This is a genomic window from Desulfitobacterium dichloroeliminans LMG P-21439 (assembly GCF_000243135.2).
GTDB classification, from domain to species: Bacteria; Bacillota; Desulfitobacteriia; order Desulfitobacteriales; family Desulfitobacteriaceae; genus Desulfitobacterium; species Desulfitobacterium dichloroeliminans.
Map to the genome: position 1 here is coordinate 900,262 of NC_019903.1, position 17,050 is coordinate 917,311.

Sequence of the window (17,050 nt, forward strand, 5' to 3'; positions counted from 1 at the left end):
GTGGAATGCAGCAATGTGAAAAAATACTTCGGAGACCGCTTAGTCATTGATATCAAAAAACTGAGTCTTTATTCAGAGGATAGAATTGGCATCGTTGGGATTAATGGAGCAGGCAAAACAACTTTGCTCAATCTACTCAGCCAAAAGCTCCAGCCCGACGAAGGGTGGGTCAAGCTCTATGGCCAATCCTCAACAATTTCTCAGTTAGAATCGCCCGAGCAGGAAACGATCAATCAGGAAATGGCGTCAAAATTCAAAATCCCTATGACCTACAGTGAGAAGTTAAGCGGCGGCGAAAAGACTCGCTTTAAACTGGCGGTTTGCCTTAGCCAAAATAGCACCATGATCTTTGCTGATGAGCCCACCAGCAATATGGATATGGAAGGAATCGAGCAGATTGAGCACTACTTTGCGGGGTATGACGGTGGATTATTCCTCATTTCCCATGACCGCGGTCTCCTCGATGGTTTGTGCAATAAGATTTTGGAGCTAGAGGATGGACAGATCAAGATTTATCCGGGCAATTATAGAAGCTATTGTGAACAGAAGGCTCGTGAAAGAGAACGAGCTCAGTTTGAATATGGACAATACGTTTCAGAAAAAAAGCGTTTAGAGCGGGTCGTGATCGAGACCAGCGAAAAGTCAAAGTCGATACGCAAGACTCCCCGCAGGATGGGAAACTCAGAAGCCAGACTGCACAAGATGGGTAACCAAAAAGCTAAAGCCAACTTAGATCGAAGTAAGAAGAGTGTCGAGACGAGAATTGAGCAATTGGAAATCAAAGAGAAGCCTAACAAGATTGAGAAAATCAAGCTAGATCTTGCGGACACCCAAAGGCTTCACAGTAAAGTGATCATTGAAGGGAAGAAGATCAATAAAGCCTTTAGCAGTCGCGTTATCTTTAAAGAGGCGGGATTTCAGATCGAAAATGGAGCAAAGGTAGCCTTAATCGGCCCCAATGGGTGCGGGAAAAGTACCTTGCTGAAAATGATCATGAAGGGAGAGGAGTCCATAAGGATTGCCCCCAGTGCCAGAATCGGTTATTTCAGCCAAGATTTGAGCGTCCTCGAGGATCAGGAAAGCATCATGGACAATGTTATGGCAGAAAGCATCTATCCTGAGAGCTTCGTCAGAAGTTTATTAGCTCGGTTGCTTTTTAAAGGAGATCAGGTGTATAAGAGGGTCAAGGTGCTCAGCGGGGGAGAGCGGGTGAAGGCCTCCTTCGCCAAAATCCTCTGCCAAGACTATAACCTCTTGGTTCTCGACGAACCAACCAACTATTTGGATATTAACTCGCTGGAGGTCATTGAAGAAGCACTGCAGAATTATGATCGGTCCTTACTTTTCGTCTCCCATGACCGCCGTTTCATCAGATCAGTGGCCAACTCTATTCTGAACATCGAGGATCATAAGCTCATCAGCTTTAAGGGGAACTATACTGAATATCTAGCGAGTCGGCAGAAGGTAACGGATAGCGGAAAGGAAGAAGTCGCCAAGAAAATCTTCGTGCTGCAAAACCGTTTAAGCGAGGTGGTGGGCAGAATCTCCCTACCCTCGAAGAAAGATAATCGTGAAGCCCTCGATCAAGAGTATGACGAAATACTCGCTGAGTTGAAGCGACTCAGGGCCATGCTGAAGTAGAATAAGACGTTTCCCACAAACGTAATTCACATAGGAACTCCGCGTATTTGCGCGGGGTTCTTATGTATGAGTAATTACTTGCGGCAACAATGATTTATTTATATAGTAACGATTAAGAATTTGTTTGATCCATAAAAAGGAGTTATCAGAAGAAAAGGGCGGAAACGTGTAAAGCCTAAACGAATAACTAATGGATTTCGGTTAATTTAGTACAATTAACTAAAATTTAATTATCTTTGTATAGTTATATCATTTTTAAGTTCTTCGTATTATAAAAGTGAAAGTTATATCAATCCCTGGTAACCATCATGAAAGGAGGGTAGATAGAAAATGGGGTTACCTGATCCTCTATTAGTAAAAAATTTTATGAAAGGGGTGTATGAATGAAGAAGTTTACAAAGAAAGCGTGCGCACTTGCCCTTGCAGCCGTTTTCGCATTATCGAGTAGTGTTGTACCAGTTTTGGCAGCCGATAATGCTCTAATGAAGGCACCAGCTAAAGATGCAGCATTTGTTGCAGGTCTCGAAGGCTTCAAAAACGTAACGGGCAAAAACCTACTTGATCAAGATGTGGGAATGCAAGAAGGCTTAATAATTCGCCAAAGTCGTGTTGAGAATGGAAAAATAATTATTCCGAAATCAGGACTTTATTACACAACACGAACCGGAACTGCGGATATGCTTACTGGCCATAAAGTAACTATTCTTGGTAAAGAGTACACCATTGTCGATACTGCGACCAGACTAGATGTTATTACCAATGCCGATGTTAAGAAGGGCGGGTCTGTTCCGCTAGGTGATGGTTCCAAACATCTTGAACTCAGTAGTATTGGAATCGATGGAAATGGATTCCAGGCACCAGAAGCCACTTTTCAGATTCTAAAGCCCTCAGGAAACTACTATGGGTCTGCCTTCGAAGTATCACCGAACGCAAAACTGAGAAATATTGCTGAAGGTGTGTTAAATGATGGTACCGGAAGAAAAACTGGAACCTACTACCCTGGTAAAGATGGACAGAATTTTCATGTTGAATATTATGGTTCACCAGTAGCCATTAGTGGCCAATCTTATTTGGTCGCTGGTGAAGTAACAGCTGAAGTTGCCCATGTTAAGGAGTTTGCTACGGGAGCAATCGTGTATAGCCTACTGAGTGATAAGCCAGCTGTTGAAATGAAACTCGGAAAAGGCGAAAAAGCTACTCTTGGCGATTACACTGTTACAGTTACTGACATTACTAAAGATTCAGTATCCGTTGAATTAACCTCTAAGGATGGGAAAGTTACCCAGAAGACACTCGGTCCATTGACAGAAGATACCATGAAATACTTGCCGGCAGATGAGGTAACGCGTAATAGTCTTGTTGTACGGCCTGAAAATGATACTGTACAGGTTCAACTTGATGCGTTTCGCGAGCCCTTCAAAGATGGCAAAGTTGCCCTGGTAGGCTATACTGATTTGGTGAAATTTGAAAATCCGGGAACCTGGGCAAGTGACCCACGGTTTATTTCCCGGCCCGACACATGAAGCACCTGTTCTTTGCTAATCGAGTTGATGCTCGAAAATAAAGACGAGATCGTACTCGATTCAACCAACAACGTGTTTGTTGGTCCAGACGAATATTTCAAAGTTGTTATCGATGAGTTTGATGGTCAAGTTGTAAAATCATGGCATGTTGAAGATGTAAACGGAAATAAGACCCCTAATTTAGCCGATCGAGCTCAGGGTAAGAACATTGATCTTATGATTAATGTGAAAAATCGCACAGTAGCTCATTTTGTCAGCCGTTACCAAGTTAATTTACTTACTGAGCAACAAGCTCAAATTCAGAAGTTATCTGCAGCAAATGCTGCCCCTGCTACGGAAGCTCCTGCGGCTGCACCAGCACCTGCTAAAAGCTCCGGAGTTCCTGTTGCTGTGCCTGTTGGTATCGCAGTAGTAGCTATTGCGATTATCGCATACCAAGCTTCGCGCAATAAGGACAAGGGGAATAATTCGTAATCAATGGAATAGTTGGAATCACTTACAGTGGAAACCGCAATCGCGGTTTCCACTGTAATAACCACTTTAAGTAGACCTCTGAACGTATTTAAATTTCATTACAGAGAGTCATTGAGAGGGAGTGCGTCATGAAGAAACTTAACAAAAAGCTTATTATCACCCTTTTAGCCGCAACCTTAGTATTCGGAATCACAGGCTGCGGAAGTCAATCAACGGAGTCACCCAAAAGTCCGCAAACTGAAAAAGCTACTGAAGCTCAAAAACCAGGAGATACTGCTAAACCTGATGATACTGCTAAGCCAGATGAACCAGCTAAACCTGGAGAAACCGCTAAACCGGATGAAGCAGCTAAACCAGCCGAAACTACCAAGCCAGATGAAGCTGCAAAGCCAGATGAAGCTGCAAAACCAGATGAAGCAACAGCTCCGGCAACGCCCAGTAAGGCTCCGGGGGCACCTGCTGTAGAAGAGGAAGATTGTGGTTGTTAAACATAGATGAAATAGTAACCTACACCAAAGCTCGTCTACAACTCTATCAGTTATTTTCTGTACTCTTTAATCAACAACCGAGTATTGAATTAACGCAAGATTTCTATAAGGTTTTCAACCCGGATACGTCTTTGTTGTTGGAGTCCAGTCCCGCTTTTAACGAAGGAATGCAATGTCTATATACGTTTAGTCGCGAAGTGGAAGCGCAAGAGATTTCTGAAGTAACGACAAGCTTAAATGTAGAATGGCTCCGTCTGTTCCGAGGAATCAAACCTGATTATGGGCTCCCTCCTGCGCGAGCTTCGGCTTATATAACCTACGATATTCATGCTCTCCGTGAACACTACGCCTCGGCGGGATTGAAAATATCTCATCCCCAGTTTGAACCCGATTATGCAGGTGTTCAGTTAGCTTTTCTTTATAAGCTTGTATCCCAAGAGCTCCAGCACTGGATCGTTAATAATCAGCAAAAAGCACTCAAAACGCTAAGCCAAGAAAACGATTTTACAAACGAGCACTTGTCCTGGATTTCTGAATTATGTCACCGGGGGGTTGAGCAAGCGGAGACATCTTTTTACAGGGGCGTCCTACTCCTTTTGAGTGAATTTTTGGAGTCTGAGCAGCTTTGGTTGGTCGAATGTTCAAATACACTCTACTCCCTTGGCTCGCCTGGGGAGTAAACTATGACCTGGATTCAATCCTAAGGGGGGAAATGGAATGAAACTAAATAGAAGACAATTTCTCGGCTTATCCACTGCTGCTGCAACGATGGCCTTTGTCGGTGTAGGACTTACTGGAGATAGGATTTTTGAAGCCTCGGACAACAAAGTAGAGGATGTCTGGGTCCCTACACATTGTAAAGCCTGTGCAGCAGATAACCGGTGTCATCTGTTGGTTCGTCGTGTTGACGGTGTGGCAGTTAAGGTAGAAGGCAATCCAGTATCGCCTACGAATCAGGGGCGAAACTGCGCAAAATCAGCTGCAGCCTTGCTTACTCTTTACAATCCATATCGTGTAAAAACTCCCATGAAGCGGACGAATCCGGAAAAGGGGAGAGGAATAGATCCGAAATGGGCCCAAATTTCTTGGCAAGAGGCCATAGCTGCCATTACTGAGAAATTAAAGAAAGTCCAAGCGGAGGACCCAAGAAAATTCGTGTTTTTAACGGGTCATGCGGCTAGTCTTAATATGAATACTGAACAAGCATTTGCTGCTTCGTTTGGAACTCCGAATGTCATCGTTGGAGGAACTTCAGTAGGCTGCGGCGGTGCCACTAGCCCATTGAACAAGATTGTCAATGGTGGGGGGCAGGCACGGGCCGATCTACTCTATTGCAAGTACTTCCTTAATCTAGGTGCAAACTCTCAACAAGGGGGTAAAGGAAATAGCGAAGAGGTTGATGCCTTTGTTAATGCTCGGATTCGGGGCCTAAAAGTCGTCAATGTTACCCCCATACTAAGTCCATCTTTAGCAAAGACGGATGAGTGGGTTCCCATTATACCGGGAACAACGGGATATTTTCTATTATCGATGATTCAAGTCATCCTCAATGAGATAGAAAATTATGATGAGGCTTATTTAGTTCAACGAACGAATTCACCTTACTTAGTTGGGGAAGATGGCTTATATCTCCGTAATGATGAGCAGAGTGAAGATGAAGTTCGTGGTCTACATCTTGGTAAGCCTCTGGTTTGGGATCAGGCAGATCAACGTGCAAAAGCCTTTGATGATCCAGCCCTTCAAAAACCTACACTCGATGGAACTTTCGTAATCAACGGTAAAAGCTATCGCACTGCCTTTAATTCCTTGAAAGAGCACGTCAAGGCATACACTCCAGAAAAAGGAGAAGAAATCACAGGTATTTCAGCTGATACAGTACGTCGATTAGCTAAAGAATGGGTTGAGTACGCAGAGATTGGCAACAGCATTACGATAGGAGATCAGACTTATCCCTACCGTCCGGTAGCAATCATTTCTGAGCAAGGGTCAAAATGTCATGTGGATAATTATATGGTTGTCCATGCTACAAAGATTCTCTCTCTCATTGTAGGGGCAGCTGAGGTCCCGGGTTCCGCCAAGGCAGCAGGGGCTCCTTTCTATAAGATTAACCCTGTAGACGGAGTCACGACTTCAGAGGAGTTAGTTTATGTTCCGCTCAAAAAGAATCCTGATACTATCTCTCTTGTTGAGCATTCTCCCATAGCAGGATCTTCTACCGGTTTAGCTTGGCTTAGTCTAACCGACCCCAAGTCCTATGGATTCGACTATGTTCCGGAGGTATTGGGCATGTGGGGAGGAAATCCCCAATCCCTTCTCGGAGACTACGAACGAGTTAACGGCATAATGAAGAGTTTCCCATTTACCTTCGCGATTTCCTATGAGTTCGACGAGCCCACTGAATTTGCTGACATCGTCTTGCCTGAGAGTAGCTGGCTAGAGCGCTATGGACTGAGTGCTTATGCTCCAAGGACTTCCTTCACTGATGTTTTCCAAGAAAAAGGAAACTACGGATGGGCAATCCAGCAACCTGTTTTAGAAGAGCCCTTATATGATACTAAAGAGGGAAACCAGATTATCCTGGAACTCAGCGAGGCGCTAGGTATTCTCAAGGGTGATGGCGGAGTACTATCCCGGCTAAATTCGACGCTTGGCTTAAAGGGTGAGTACCAACTTGATACAGCAAAGAAATACACTTGGGAACAAGTTATTAATTTAATGTGCTTAGCAAAAACGGGTGGTCAATATGATCTAGAATGGTTTAAGAAAAATGGTATTGCCTCCTATGATGTTTACAATACGCAAAATTATTACGGTTATAGCAAATACCCGCAAGCCAGACTTCCTATTTACTTAGAGGAGTTTGCTTCTCACCATATGCGCCTTACACAGGAGTTTGAAGAAAAAGGCATCACAAGGAAACCAGGAAACGAGTTTGTGTTAAATCAGCTTACTCCACTTCCGAATTGGGAACCCCACCCAGAACACAAAGCCTCTCAAGAATATGACCTCTATTGTATCAACTATAAAAACATGCAACATCACTTTGCCTGTAATATCGGTAATGGATGGCTTATGGAGCTTACTGAAAATCAGGACCCCTATGCTTTATATGTAATGGTCAATGCCTATACTGCACAGGAACGGGGACTGAAGGATGGGGACTTGATTGAAATCGAATCCTTTGTGGGAAGCAGAATCGAAGGAAAGGTCAAGACCACACACCTCATCCATAAAGAAGTCCTTGGCATCGCTGGTGCTTATGGCATTCAAACTGCTAACTTTAACCCTGAAGCCAAACGAGGCCCTGCCTTTGGTGACTTGCTAAAGCTTTCGGAGGAGCTCTTCAACCCCTTGAAAATCAACCTCGATCGAGATATCAAAGTAAAAATCCGGAAGGTATAACGCCAAAGTAAATGGAGGGAATCGTAATGGCTCGATATGGGATGCTAATCGATTTGAGACGATGTGTCGGCTGTTTCGCCTGCGTTATGGCGTGTAAAGCTGAGCATGCAACCCCAAAAGGAGTGACTTGGAACCGGGTCATCGTAGAGGAAAAAGGTGAATATCCAGAGGCTCGGATGACCTTTATGCCGATTCTCTGTAATCACTGTTCAAATCCACCCTGTTTAAAGGTCTGCCCTACGGGCGCGACATCGAAACGAGCGGATGGAATTGTCACCGTAAACCAGAAGATATGTATCGGCTGCCAATATTGCGTAGTCGCCTGTCCTTATCAAGCAAGAAGCTTTAATAAGAAATCAGAAGGGTACTTTCCTAAATATGGCCTAACTCCGCTAGAGGAACAGGGATATAAGCAACATATTAAGGGAACTCCGGGAAAGTGTAATTTCTGCTATGAACGCGTCGACCAAGGTTTAGCTCCATCCTGTACTGTAAGCTGTCCGGGACGCGCGCGAATTTTTGGTGACTTAGACGATCCACAAAGCGAAATATCTATTCTGTTAAAAGAGCATGAGACCTTTCAGCTTATAGAGAACCAGGGGACTGGTTCGGCCGTGTATTATCTGCCTGAATCTGCTGTTGTAAAAGGGGGGAATGTCTAATGCATCCTCAACACGTCTGGCATGATCTTGTAGTTTGGTATCTCTTTTTGGCGGGTACAGGGGCGGGGATATACCTAATCACCCTTGGGAATAAGTTGTTACGCAAGGATAATTCCTTGCAGAATATTGGGTATTTCTGGGGTCCTGCTTTTGTTGCAGTTGGAACAGGATTTTTGCTACTTGATTTAGGAAGACCCCTGTTTGCTCCCTTGGCTGTACTTAAACCGTTTTCCTCAATGATCTCCATAGGTACGATTATTCTATCGCTATTCCTAGTTCTCGGTTTGGTACAAATGATTCAAAATCTATATCGCAAGAGAGAAACACCTCGTTACTTCGATTGGATAGGTTTTTGCCTTGCCATAGGAACCGCAACCTACACAGGGCTTTTGCTAGGAGTTGTTAAAGCAATTCCGTTTTGGAACAGCCCAATTCTTCTCCCTCTACTATTTTTGGCATCAGCATTATCCTCAGGGGTTGGCTTTATACTCTTTAGTCTTGTTGTCGCTAAAAAAGTCCGATCAGAACAAATTTCCCAGGCCTTGCATTCCATCCTTAAGCTTGACGTGGGTCTGATCCTTACAGAAATTGTTGTCCTTGGCTTAATTCTTTATATTTCAAATCAATCGGGTGGAGCAGCAGCAAGTAGTGTTGCAATTCTTCTTGAGGGATTCCTCGCGCTTCCTTTTTGGGGTTTAGTGATTGGTGTTGGGCTTCTACTACCCCTGCTTCTCGAAACGCTTGTTCGCTCCCAGAAAGAAAGCGTCTTACTGATTTGTGCTTTATCACTCCTTGTGGGAGGAATTGCCCTGCGATATTCCATCGTTTTCGCAGGGGTATTTGTTCCCTTTAGCTAATCAAAAAGGTAACCCTTAACATCATATAGATTAACCTACCAAGAAAAAGAGGCTAAAGCAGACCGAAGACGTTCGGTAAGCTATGGCCTCTTCTGCCTTAATTTGCTATGCACTAACCAATACTGGCTAAATATCTGCTAGATTTTTAAAAAGCGTAGGTACTAAGAGAGTTTTGCTTATATTGACAAATACTCATCGTATAGATATACTTACTTTGTAATTTAGTAGATGAGTAAATTACTAAACTACTAGACTACTAAATTATTAATTACCAAATCACCAAATTGAAAGGTGGCCCTTCTAAGGACTACAGAGTAAAGCATGGGAGTAGATAATCGATCCTAATAAATAGGGTGTATGGAGGTAAAACCATGAAAATACCCACAAGTTTAAAGCATAAACCCGTTATTGTATCAGAAAACTACGAGAATGTAGATGGCCGCTACGCTTATGAATCAGATGCCAAAGGCCTTTCCTTAGGTCTAGCTCAATGGAATGATCGGGGGAAGGTTGATATTTCTGCTAAGGTATGGCGCTATACTGGAGAAAAATGGTCAAGGCAATCGGAAGAACTACCCCTTCACAGGGTCCTCGACCTAGCAATCCTTGTCTGCCGAACCAAGCTCCACTTCCGGGAAGCCTATCGGTATGAAAAGCTCTATGATCCAGAAAATCCCGTGATTGATAGAGTCGGTTTGCAAGGGGATGCTATGACGGTGGCTGTCTGCACTGATAATGATAGGATTGATGAAGATATCAAGCTTTTTAATCAGGCACTGAGTAATGACGATGAGCTCATGGGTGAGCGCTTACGGACGCTCGCCAGACTTCTTAAGGAGATGGGATATTAAAGTTATGGATAGAAAAAAGGAGCTTAAAGAACAATATAAGCAGATGAGACCAGATATGGGGATCATGGGCATTCGCTCCAAGCTAGATACTTGGTGTTATATTGAAGGAAGTCAGAATCTGCGTGCGGTCCTCAACGGATCCCGCTTCAAACTGGAAACGAATTTTCATCCAAGTCGCGAACTGTTGAAAAAGTTTCAAGAGCAGGGAGTAGAGAATTTCACATTTGAAGTACTGGAACAGCTAGAGTATGATAAAGATGAAACGAAAACGGATTATACCGATGACCTAGAAATTTTATTGCTCGAGTGGGAAGAAAGATTAGTGAATCAAGGTATCACAGTGGTCAAAAGATAACTATTTGGCTTGGAATGAGAGTGCCTTTAGCACCGCGAATTGACAGGTACCAGAGGTTTGAAATTATCACATAGCATTATCACATAGCAAAGGTCTGATATGAAAAATGCACAAACGAAGGATAGTCGCCTTGGGAATTGCCATCATTGTCCTTGTCGTAGGAATTCTGTATGCCCTCACCCAAGGGGGAAATGCAAACAATAACGGCCCCTCGTCTAATCAGCAGGGAGGGAACAATTCCTCTATGCTACCGAGCGCTCCGCCCAAGGTTGACCCCATCGCCGAACAGCTGAAAGAGATGTCCTTAGAGGAAAAAGTAGGACAGCTGGTGATTGTTGGGACTGATGGATATGAGATCAATGAAAATACCCAGCGGCTGATTCAAACCTATCATGTGGGTGGGTTTATTCTTTTTCAGAAAAATATCAGGGATACTCAACAAATGCTCGATCTCGTCAATTCCTTAAAGAAGACCAATGCCATTAATGAGGTTCCGTTGTTTTTAGCCCTTGATGAGGAGGGAGGGAGAGTTTCCCGGATGCCTGCTGAATTGCGGAGGATGCCTTCCAGTCAAAAGGTGGGAAAGCAGAATGACAGTGATTTGGCGACCCGCGTAGGAGTAGTCCTGGGCCAAGAACTTAAGGTCTTCGGTATGAATGTTAATTTCGCTCCCGTTTTAGATATTTTCAGCAACCCTCAGAACACGGTTATCGGGGACCGGGCATTGGGGAGTACTCCTGAGCTGGTCAGTGAGCTGGGCATTCAGTCGATGAAGGGGATCCAAGCTCAAAACATCATCCCTGTGGTCAAGCATTTTCCAGGACATGGAGATACTACGGTGGATTCTCATGTGGGTCTACCCAAAGTCGATTATGACCTTGAACGCTTGCAAAGCTTCGAGTTAATTCCTTTTTCCGAGGCCATCGCCCATGATGCGGATGCCATTATGCTGGCTCATATCCTGATACCACAGCTTGATCCTGAGTATCCCGCGTCGCTTTCAAAAACCCTGATCTCGGACATTTTACGGGAAGACATGAAATTTGAGGGAGTCGTCTTCACTGATGATATGACCATGGGGGCGATCCTGGAGAATTATGAGATTGGCGAGGCGGCAGTAAAATCCCTGCAAGCCGGGAGCGATATCGTTTTGATTTGTCATGACTTTGTACAAGAAGAAGCGGCATTGCAGGCGATTCTAGCAGCAGCCCGGACCGGGGTAATATCTAGCGATAGAATCGATGAAAGCGTGTATCGGGTGCTTGCTTTGAAGAAGAAGTACGGGCTTTCCAATCAGTCTGTGGAATCCGTCGATGTTCAAGGAATAAACGCTGAAATCACAAAGCTGTACGAGGATTATCCTGCGCTACGATAGGAGAATGGAATAGCAGAATTGGATAAAGACAGCCCAAGTGTTGAGCCTGTAGGACTCGTAAATGATCAAGTCTATAGCGCCCTAACAGTGTATGGTGGAAAGTAAGGTACAGTACAAAAGGTGAGCGTTAAATTTATATGGAGAAAGAGAGCCGCGCAGATGAACAATTCGTTCACAGCGTCGGCTCTTTAATGATTTAGCGCGCTAGATAACCGGTAACGGTCCAGATGCCTGTCTCATCTTGACGAATCAAGCGCTCCAGATACACAGCTTTGACCGGCCCTTCTGCGGCTTGCACGACAGCTTTTTTACCGTCGTTTTCAATCATTGTCAAGGTATCATAGTCCAGAGGTGGCTCGCCAACGATCCCTTCGGGGGAAATCTGCAGGGCAATGAAGGTAAAAGCGACTTGGACAGGATCAAGCTGCCAAGGGCTGCTTCCCGAATCAACTTGTTGTTGGTTGTTTTTCACAATCTCCAGATCGATAGGGAGCTTGATCATGGTCTTCTCGGGAGGTAGTGGCTTGGCTTGAGGGGTGAGGTCTAGGGTGTAGGTCAATTGTCGAGCCAGCTCTTCAAAGCGCTTCCCTTGAACTTGGATTTCCAAATCCTTTTGCAGCCAGCGCAAGCTATTGGGCAGGATTTCTAGAGGTCCGCCTTCGGCTTGGCCCAAAGCCGCTAGAGGATCGATGACCAGCGCCCCAGTGGCTTTGGATTGGATAATGATCGTATCTTCAAAGTCAAAGACAATACGCTCCGGTGCCGCAAAAATGCGCCGTGGGGTGGTGGTGAGTTCTAGGGGAGCTAAACCACTGACCTGGATAGCTTCCTCAAGACTAGCAACGAGTTGGTCGTTCGTGTTGTCCACCACGCGGTAATCTTGGGGTGGATTGTAAGCGAAAATATCTTCTGGAATCGTAGTATTGGTTGCCAAGCTAATATAGGTGTAGGTGGTTTGCAGAGATTTCTGTAGGGCTGTTTGTAGTTGGATAGGCAAATGAGTTTCTTGGTCAATCCAGAGAGAATAGGGCAGCCCTCCGGGTGGTTGGATTTCAATATGGGTGGCAACTCGCCCGGCAATAGTTTCCTCACCGAGAATTTGGTGAGGATAGCTTAAGGCTTTGGCGGCTTCCTTCTGAAGATCGAAGTCATGGGGATCTGCATAAATGGGGAGAAGTGAGATTTCCTTGGTAGCGGAGTTGGTGCGCCAACGGGTCTCGCCGTTATTAACGGTAAGAATTCCATCTTGAGTTTGGGTGGCATAGTTTTCTCCGACAGACCAGATCTCCGTTCGAATCTGGAATTGACGTTCGCCTGCTTCATTGGTGCTGGTTTTTTCTAGGATGCCATGGTAATTCTCTAGTTTTTTGACCGAATCTTCCATGGCCAGGACGATGTTTTGCGAAGAACCTGACCAAGTGGAGAAGAAAAAGAGAAAGACGAGGATGCTTGCTACAAGTCCGGCCCAGGGGAGGAATTTTTTCTTCACCGGAGAAGGGCTTGGGGTTCGTGAGAGGTTATTATTTGCATAGAACGGGCTGAGTTCATGTGTTTTCTCCTGTCCCTTTTCGAGGGGTTCAAGCTTTTGCCAGAGACTAGCTATAAAATCTTCACTTGGCCCTTCTATAGGTGAAGACTCTTTTATTAGGATTTGGGCGATGGCTTGTAGCTCTCTGACATCTTCGGTTGCATCTTTACTTACTCCACCAATTGCCTTGGTAGATATCTCATAAGTCACTTTAGCAGTCGCTTCTTCTGTGTCTGCTGTTGTCTTTTTTGGCTTAAGCTGTTGCTCTTGATTTAGATCATTGATAAAGACATCCACTAGATCTTCTGCAGAGGGCGTGTTTTTCTGCTGATTGTCGTTTGTCACGATGCTCCTCCTTTCTGTTCGTTGTTCCGCATCAAATCTCGTAAGGCTTGCAGAGCACGATATTGAAGCCCGCGAATGGCATCCTCACTGCGACCCATGAATGTGGCAGTCTCTTTGCGCGAGTAGCCTTGGATAATGCGGAGATCAATGGCTTGCCGATAATCAGGGGGGAGTTGTTCCATGAGTTCCTGGATTAGGGCTTGATTCAACCAATCCTCTTCCGGAGAGGGGGATTCTTGACTGAGTACTTGGCCGAGATGGTGTTGAGCTCGGCGTGTCGTTCGAAAACGATCGGTGATGAGATTGCGCGCAATCTGCTTAAGATAGGGGTAAGGGGGGAGGTTTTCTGGTTGTTGCTTAAAGCAACGCAGATAGGTCTCTTGAGTGATATCTTCAGTCTCTTCGCGATTTTGGACTTGGGAGTAGATGAATCGATACAGCTTTGTAACAGTTTCCCGGTACCAGGTCTCCACATCTTCACCTCCTTTATTAGCTTAAACGAGTAAAAAAAGAAAATGTCACGTAAAATTTAAACTTTCTTTAGGGGGTTGTGCGTCTATACTATAGAAGAGGATGATTATCCAAGAATGAAGTGCACTTCAAAGGAGTAGGAGTTATGTTATCTAAAAAGTCCGCTCGTGAGCTGGAGGACTACTTACTAACGAATCAAGAGTATATTTATCGACTAGCATACAGTTACGTTAAGAACCCGGAGGATGCCCTAGATCTTGTCCAAGAGTCCATCATTAAGGCCATATCGTCAGCGGATTTACTGAAGGATACCCAAGGTATGAAGAGTTGGGTTTATCGCATAGTGGTCAATACAGCGTTGGACTTTTTGCGCAAGCAAAAGCGTATGGTGGTGGTCGATCAGGAGACGCTTAATAACTACACTGAGAGTGCGGCTGGAGCGGATGATTATTCCGATCTAGATTTAGCTAAGGCTATCGAAGGGTTAACGCCTACGGATCGGTCTCGCATCGTGCTTCGTTATTATGAGGACCTAAAAATAGAAGAGGTTGCTTTTATTTTAAAGGAAAATGTGAATACAACAAAATCCCGTCTTTATGGGACCCTAAAAAAGCTGCGTTTACAGATGGAAGAACCTATCGATGTACAATCCGTTCAGGAGGTGTAATATGAGCGAGAAGAATCTAAACGAGAAGAAGCTTAATGAGTTAAAGGAAGACCATCAGAAGGTTGCTATCCCGGAAGAATTAGACCAAGTTGTGCGCAAGGCACTACAGACCGGCAAGCAAAGTCGCAAGAATCGCCAATGGCTGCATCGTGTGTCAGCAGTGGCCGCGGCCATCATTATCTTTGTGGGGGGTATTAATATCAGTCCCACCATGGCTAGTGTATTAGCGGAGGTGCCGGGTATGAAAAACCTGGTTCAAGTCTTAACCTTTCGGGATTATCAATTTGACGATGGGTTGCATCAAGCTAACATCGAGGTGCCAGTCATTACCGGTCTCGAAGAGTCTGGCTTAGGGGATGCACTAAACCAGAAGTATCTTGAAGAGAACCAAGCGCTTTATGAGCAATTCATGATCAACGTGAAAGAAATGGAAGCGCTAGGGGAAGGCCACCTAGGGGTGGACAGTGGTTATATGATCAAGACGGACAATGAGCGTTTGCTATCGATTGGCCGCTATGTGGTAGAAATGGTCGGTTCTTCGTCCACAGTAATCAAATATGATACGATCGATAAGGTGGAGCAAGTCCTCATTACTTTACCCAGTCTCTTTAAAGATGATCAGTATGTGGCAGTCATCAGTGACTATATCGTTGCCCAAATGAACCAAGCTATGGATAAGGACCCCAACATGATGTATTGGATTGAAAGAGAAGGACAAGAGGAAGATTTGTATTTTGAACCCTTCCAACAGATTTCCCCTGCGCAGAGCTTCTTTATCAATCCCGATTATAAGCTGGTCATATCCTTTGATAAGTATGAAGTCGGTCCTGGGGTGATGGGGATCCAAGAATTTGTAATTCCGACTGAGGTCATAGCTGACCTACTGGTCAGTAATGAGTATATTAGACCCTGACAAAGTTAAGAAAAACCCGTATGAGTGATATCTATAGTAGTGGACTGTGTGAAGAATGTGAAACTCCGCAAGAAGAACCTTGCGGAGTTTCTATTTCTTATTTCATTATGGTAAAATTATTCATAATCATTGGTTTTATCGGCTTTAATGGGAATTATGTGGATTAACCCACTCAGGCGAGGATGACCTAGTATAAGAATTCAGCAAACGATTGGAGCGGATTTCTCTGGATAGCAAGCAAGACTGGAAAAAGAACATTATATTATTCCTAACAAGTCAGACCATATCCCTTTTTGGCTCATCCTTGGTTCAATATTCTATTATGTGGTATATCATCTTGAAGACTCAATCGGGAATTATGATGATGATCTCCATTATTTGTGGTTTTTTGCCCACCTTTTTTCTTTCGCCCTTTGCCGGGGTATGGGCAGATCGATATAACCGCAAAACCCTGATTATCCTAGCTGATTCCATGATTGCTACCTGTACCCTTATCTTGGCGCTCCTGTTTTATGCCGGATATGACATGATGTGGCTGCTTTTTGCGATGTCAGCGATTCGTGCTCTGGGAGCAGCCGTGCAAATGCCTGCGATAGGGGCCTTCCTTCCCCAGTTGGTTCCGGAGGAGCAATTAACCAGGGTGAATGCGGTCAACGGCAGTATCCAATCGGCGGTTATGCTGATTTCCCCGTTGTTGAGCGGGGCCTTGATGTCGGTGACTTCTCTTGAAGTAATTTTCATGATCGATGTGCTGACAGCGACGGTTGCCATTGTATTTTTGCTACTGTTTTTGCATGTCCCTGCCCACCGCAAAGCTCAAGAGAAACAGTCAGTAAGTTATTTTGGTGATATGGTTGAAGGAATACGTTATATAAATAGCCATGCCTTTTTAAAGAAGTTCTTCCTTTTCTGCGCAGGGTTCATGATTCTGGCCGCTCCGGCAGCGTTTCTGACACCCTTGCATGTGACTCGAGCCTTTGGGGTCGATGTCTGGCGCTTGACAGCTCTTGAAGTGACTTTTTCTATAGGGATGATGGTGGGTGGAATTCTAATGGCGGCCTGGGGAGGGTTCAAGAATCGGGTGTACTCCATGACTCTTGGCACACTTATGTTTGGAGTTTGCACCGTAGCTCTTGGGGTCACTCCGAATTTTTGGGTATACCTTTTGTTTATGAGTTTGATTGGAGTAGCCATGCCGATATTTAATACTCCTTCTTATGTCATGCTTCAGGAGAAGGTTGAGCCGGATTTTCTCGGGCGGGTTTTTGGGGTGCTCTCCATGATTTCCAGCACCATGATGCCCTTAGGGATGCTTGTTTTCGGCCCGCTAGCTGATATTGTCCCCATAGAATATATGCTCTTAGGAACCGGAGTGTTGATATTTTTTGAGAGCTTTTTCCTTTTGGGCAGTAAGGTTCTGGTGGAGGCAGGGAAACCAAATGTTAAGGCTGATCCGTCATAGTACAGAAAAGTGGCAGTGTGAAATCTCAAAGCTTCA

Annotated in this window: 16 protein-coding genes; 14 read left to right on the forward strand and 2 right to left on the reverse strand. The window is 44.7% G+C overall.

Annotation, left to right across the window (positions count from 1 at the left end):
* The 11 genes from abc-f (at position 1) to nagZ (ending at position 11,628) form a co-directional block, all read left to right on the forward strand.
* Positions 1–1,641, forward strand: a complete 1,641-nt coding sequence (gene abc-f, locus DESDI_RS04185; RefSeq protein WP_345787211.1) for a ribosomal protection-like ABC-F family protein — start codon at positions 1–3, stop codon at positions 1,639–1,641.
* A gap of 383 nt (positions 1,642–2,024) precedes the next feature.
* The gene (locus DESDI_RS04190) at positions 2,025–3,164 is read left to right on the forward strand and encodes a hypothetical protein (protein WP_015261394.1); all 1,140 of its coding nucleotides are present in this window, start codon (positions 2,025–2,027) and stop codon (positions 3,162–3,164) included.
* A 27-nt stretch (positions 3,165–3,191) separates the two neighbouring features.
* Positions 3,192–3,638, forward strand: a complete 447-nt coding sequence (locus DESDI_RS17230; protein WP_015261395.1) for a hypothetical protein — start codon at positions 3,192–3,194, stop codon at positions 3,636–3,638.
* A gap of 128 nt (positions 3,639–3,766) precedes the next feature.
* Positions 3,767–4,126, forward strand: a complete 360-nt coding sequence (locus DESDI_RS04200) for a hypothetical protein (protein WP_015261396.1) — start codon at positions 3,767–3,769, stop codon at positions 4,124–4,126.
* The gene (locus tag DESDI_RS04205) at positions 4,120–4,806 is read left to right on the forward strand and encodes a TorD/DmsD family molecular chaperone (protein WP_015261397.1); all 687 of its coding nucleotides are present in this window, start codon (positions 4,120–4,122) and stop codon (positions 4,804–4,806) included. The genes DESDI_RS04200 and DESDI_RS04205 overlap by 7 nt, the downstream gene beginning before the upstream one ends.
* A gap of 37 nt (positions 4,807–4,843) precedes the next feature.
* Positions 4,844–7,528, forward strand: coding sequence for a molybdopterin-dependent oxidoreductase (locus DESDI_RS04210; protein WP_015261398.1), 2,685 nt, complete (start codon positions 4,844–4,846; stop codon positions 7,526–7,528).
* Between the two features lie 26 nt (positions 7,529–7,554).
* On the forward strand, positions 7,555–8,190 hold the full coding sequence (dsrO, locus tag DESDI_RS04215) for a sulfate reduction electron transfer complex DsrMKJOP subunit DsrO (protein WP_015261399.1): 636 nt from the start codon (positions 7,555–7,557) through the stop codon (positions 8,188–8,190).
* Positions 8,190–9,047: an NrfD/PsrC family molybdoenzyme membrane anchor subunit gene (gene nrfD / locus DESDI_RS04220; RefSeq protein WP_015261400.1), complete on the forward strand. Its 858-nt coding sequence runs from the start codon at positions 8,190–8,192 to the stop codon at positions 9,045–9,047. The genes dsrO and nrfD overlap by 1 nt, the downstream gene beginning before the upstream one ends.
* A gap of 371 nt (positions 9,048–9,418) precedes the next feature.
* The gene (locus tag DESDI_RS04225) at positions 9,419–9,898 is read left to right on the forward strand and encodes a DUF6530 family protein (RefSeq protein WP_015261401.1); all 480 of its coding nucleotides are present in this window, start codon (positions 9,419–9,421) and stop codon (positions 9,896–9,898) included.
* Between the two features lie 4 nt (positions 9,899–9,902).
* A complete protein-coding gene (locus DESDI_RS04230) occupies positions 9,903–10,253 on the forward strand; it encodes a GIY-YIG nuclease family protein (protein ID WP_015261402.1) in 351 nt (116 codons plus the stop codon).
* 106 nt (positions 10,254–10,359) lie between these two features.
* Positions 10,360–11,628 (forward strand): beta-N-acetylhexosaminidase, encoded by a 1,269-nt coding sequence (nagZ, locus tag DESDI_RS04235; protein ID WP_041219257.1) that lies wholly within the window; start codon positions 10,360–10,362, stop codon positions 11,626–11,628.
* 196 nt (positions 11,629–11,824) lie between these two features.
* On the opposite strand, the gene DESDI_RS04240 is transcribed toward nagZ, so the two are convergent.
* Entirely contained in the window at positions 11,825–13,501 is a 1,677-nt protein-coding gene (locus DESDI_RS04240; RefSeq protein WP_015261404.1) for a LolA family protein, read from the reverse strand.
* Positions 13,498–13,974 carry an RNA polymerase sigma factor gene (locus DESDI_RS04245; RefSeq protein WP_015261405.1) on the reverse strand — a complete coding sequence of 159 codons (477 nt, stop codon included), beginning with the start codon at positions 13,972–13,974 and terminating at the stop codon, positions 13,498–13,500. The genes DESDI_RS04240 and DESDI_RS04245 overlap by 4 nt, the downstream gene beginning before the upstream one ends.
* Positions 13,975–14,117: 143 nt before the next feature.
* Here DESDI_RS04245 and sigV point away from each other — a divergent pair, with 143 nt between their 5' ends.
* The 3 genes from sigV (at position 14,118) to DESDI_RS04260 (ending at position 17,014) form a co-directional block, all read left to right on the forward strand.
* Positions 14,118–14,639 carry an RNA polymerase sigma factor SigV gene (sigV, locus tag DESDI_RS04250; protein WP_015261406.1) on the forward strand — a complete coding sequence of 174 codons (522 nt, stop codon included), beginning with the start codon at positions 14,118–14,120 and terminating at the stop codon, positions 14,637–14,639.
* Position 14,640: 1 nt separating this feature from the next.
* Positions 14,641–15,552: an anti-sigma-V factor RsiV gene (gene rsiV / locus DESDI_RS04255; RefSeq protein ID WP_015261407.1), complete on the forward strand. Its 912-nt coding sequence runs from the start codon at positions 14,641–14,643 to the stop codon at positions 15,550–15,552.
* 211 nt (positions 15,553–15,763) lie between these two features.
* Positions 15,764–17,014 carry an MFS transporter gene (locus DESDI_RS04260; RefSeq protein WP_015261408.1) on the forward strand — a complete coding sequence of 417 codons (1,251 nt, stop codon included), beginning with the start codon at positions 15,764–15,766 and terminating at the stop codon, positions 17,012–17,014.
* Positions 17,015–17,050: the final 36 nt, after the last annotated feature.

Coding starts and splice junctions, on each gene's coding strand:
- DESDI_RS04190 (WP_015261394.1), top strand. CDS start 2,025: ATGAAGAAGTTTACAAAGAAAGCGTGCGCACTTGCCCTTGCAGCCGTT.
- DESDI_RS17230 (WP_015261395.1), top strand. CDS start 3,192: ATGCTCGAAAATAAAGACGAGATCGTACTCGATTCAACCAACAACGTG.
- DESDI_RS04200 (WP_015261396.1), top strand. CDS start 3,767: ATGAAGAAACTTAACAAAAAGCTTATTATCACCCTTTTAGCCGCAACC.
- DESDI_RS04210 (WP_015261398.1), top strand. CDS start 4,844: ATGAAACTAAATAGAAGACAATTTCTCGGCTTATCCACTGCTGCTGCA.
- dsrO (WP_015261399.1), top strand. CDS start 7,555: ATGGCTCGATATGGGATGCTAATCGATTTGAGACGATGTGTCGGCTGT.
- nrfD (WP_015261400.1), top strand. CDS start 8,190: ATGCATCCTCAACACGTCTGGCATGATCTTGTAGTTTGGTATCTCTTT.
- DESDI_RS04225 (WP_015261401.1), top strand. CDS start 9,419: ATGAAAATACCCACAAGTTTAAAGCATAAACCCGTTATTGTATCAGAA.
- DESDI_RS04230 (WP_015261402.1), top strand. CDS start 9,903: ATGGATAGAAAAAAGGAGCTTAAAGAACAATATAAGCAGATGAGACCA.
- nagZ (WP_041219257.1), top strand. CDS start 10,360: ATGCACAAACGAAGGATAGTCGCCTTGGGAATTGCCATCATTGTCCTT.
- sigV (WP_015261406.1), top strand. CDS start 14,118: ATGTTATCTAAAAAGTCCGCTCGTGAGCTGGAGGACTACTTACTAACG.
- rsiV (WP_015261407.1), top strand. CDS start 14,641: ATGAGCGAGAAGAATCTAAACGAGAAGAAGCTTAATGAGTTAAAGGAA.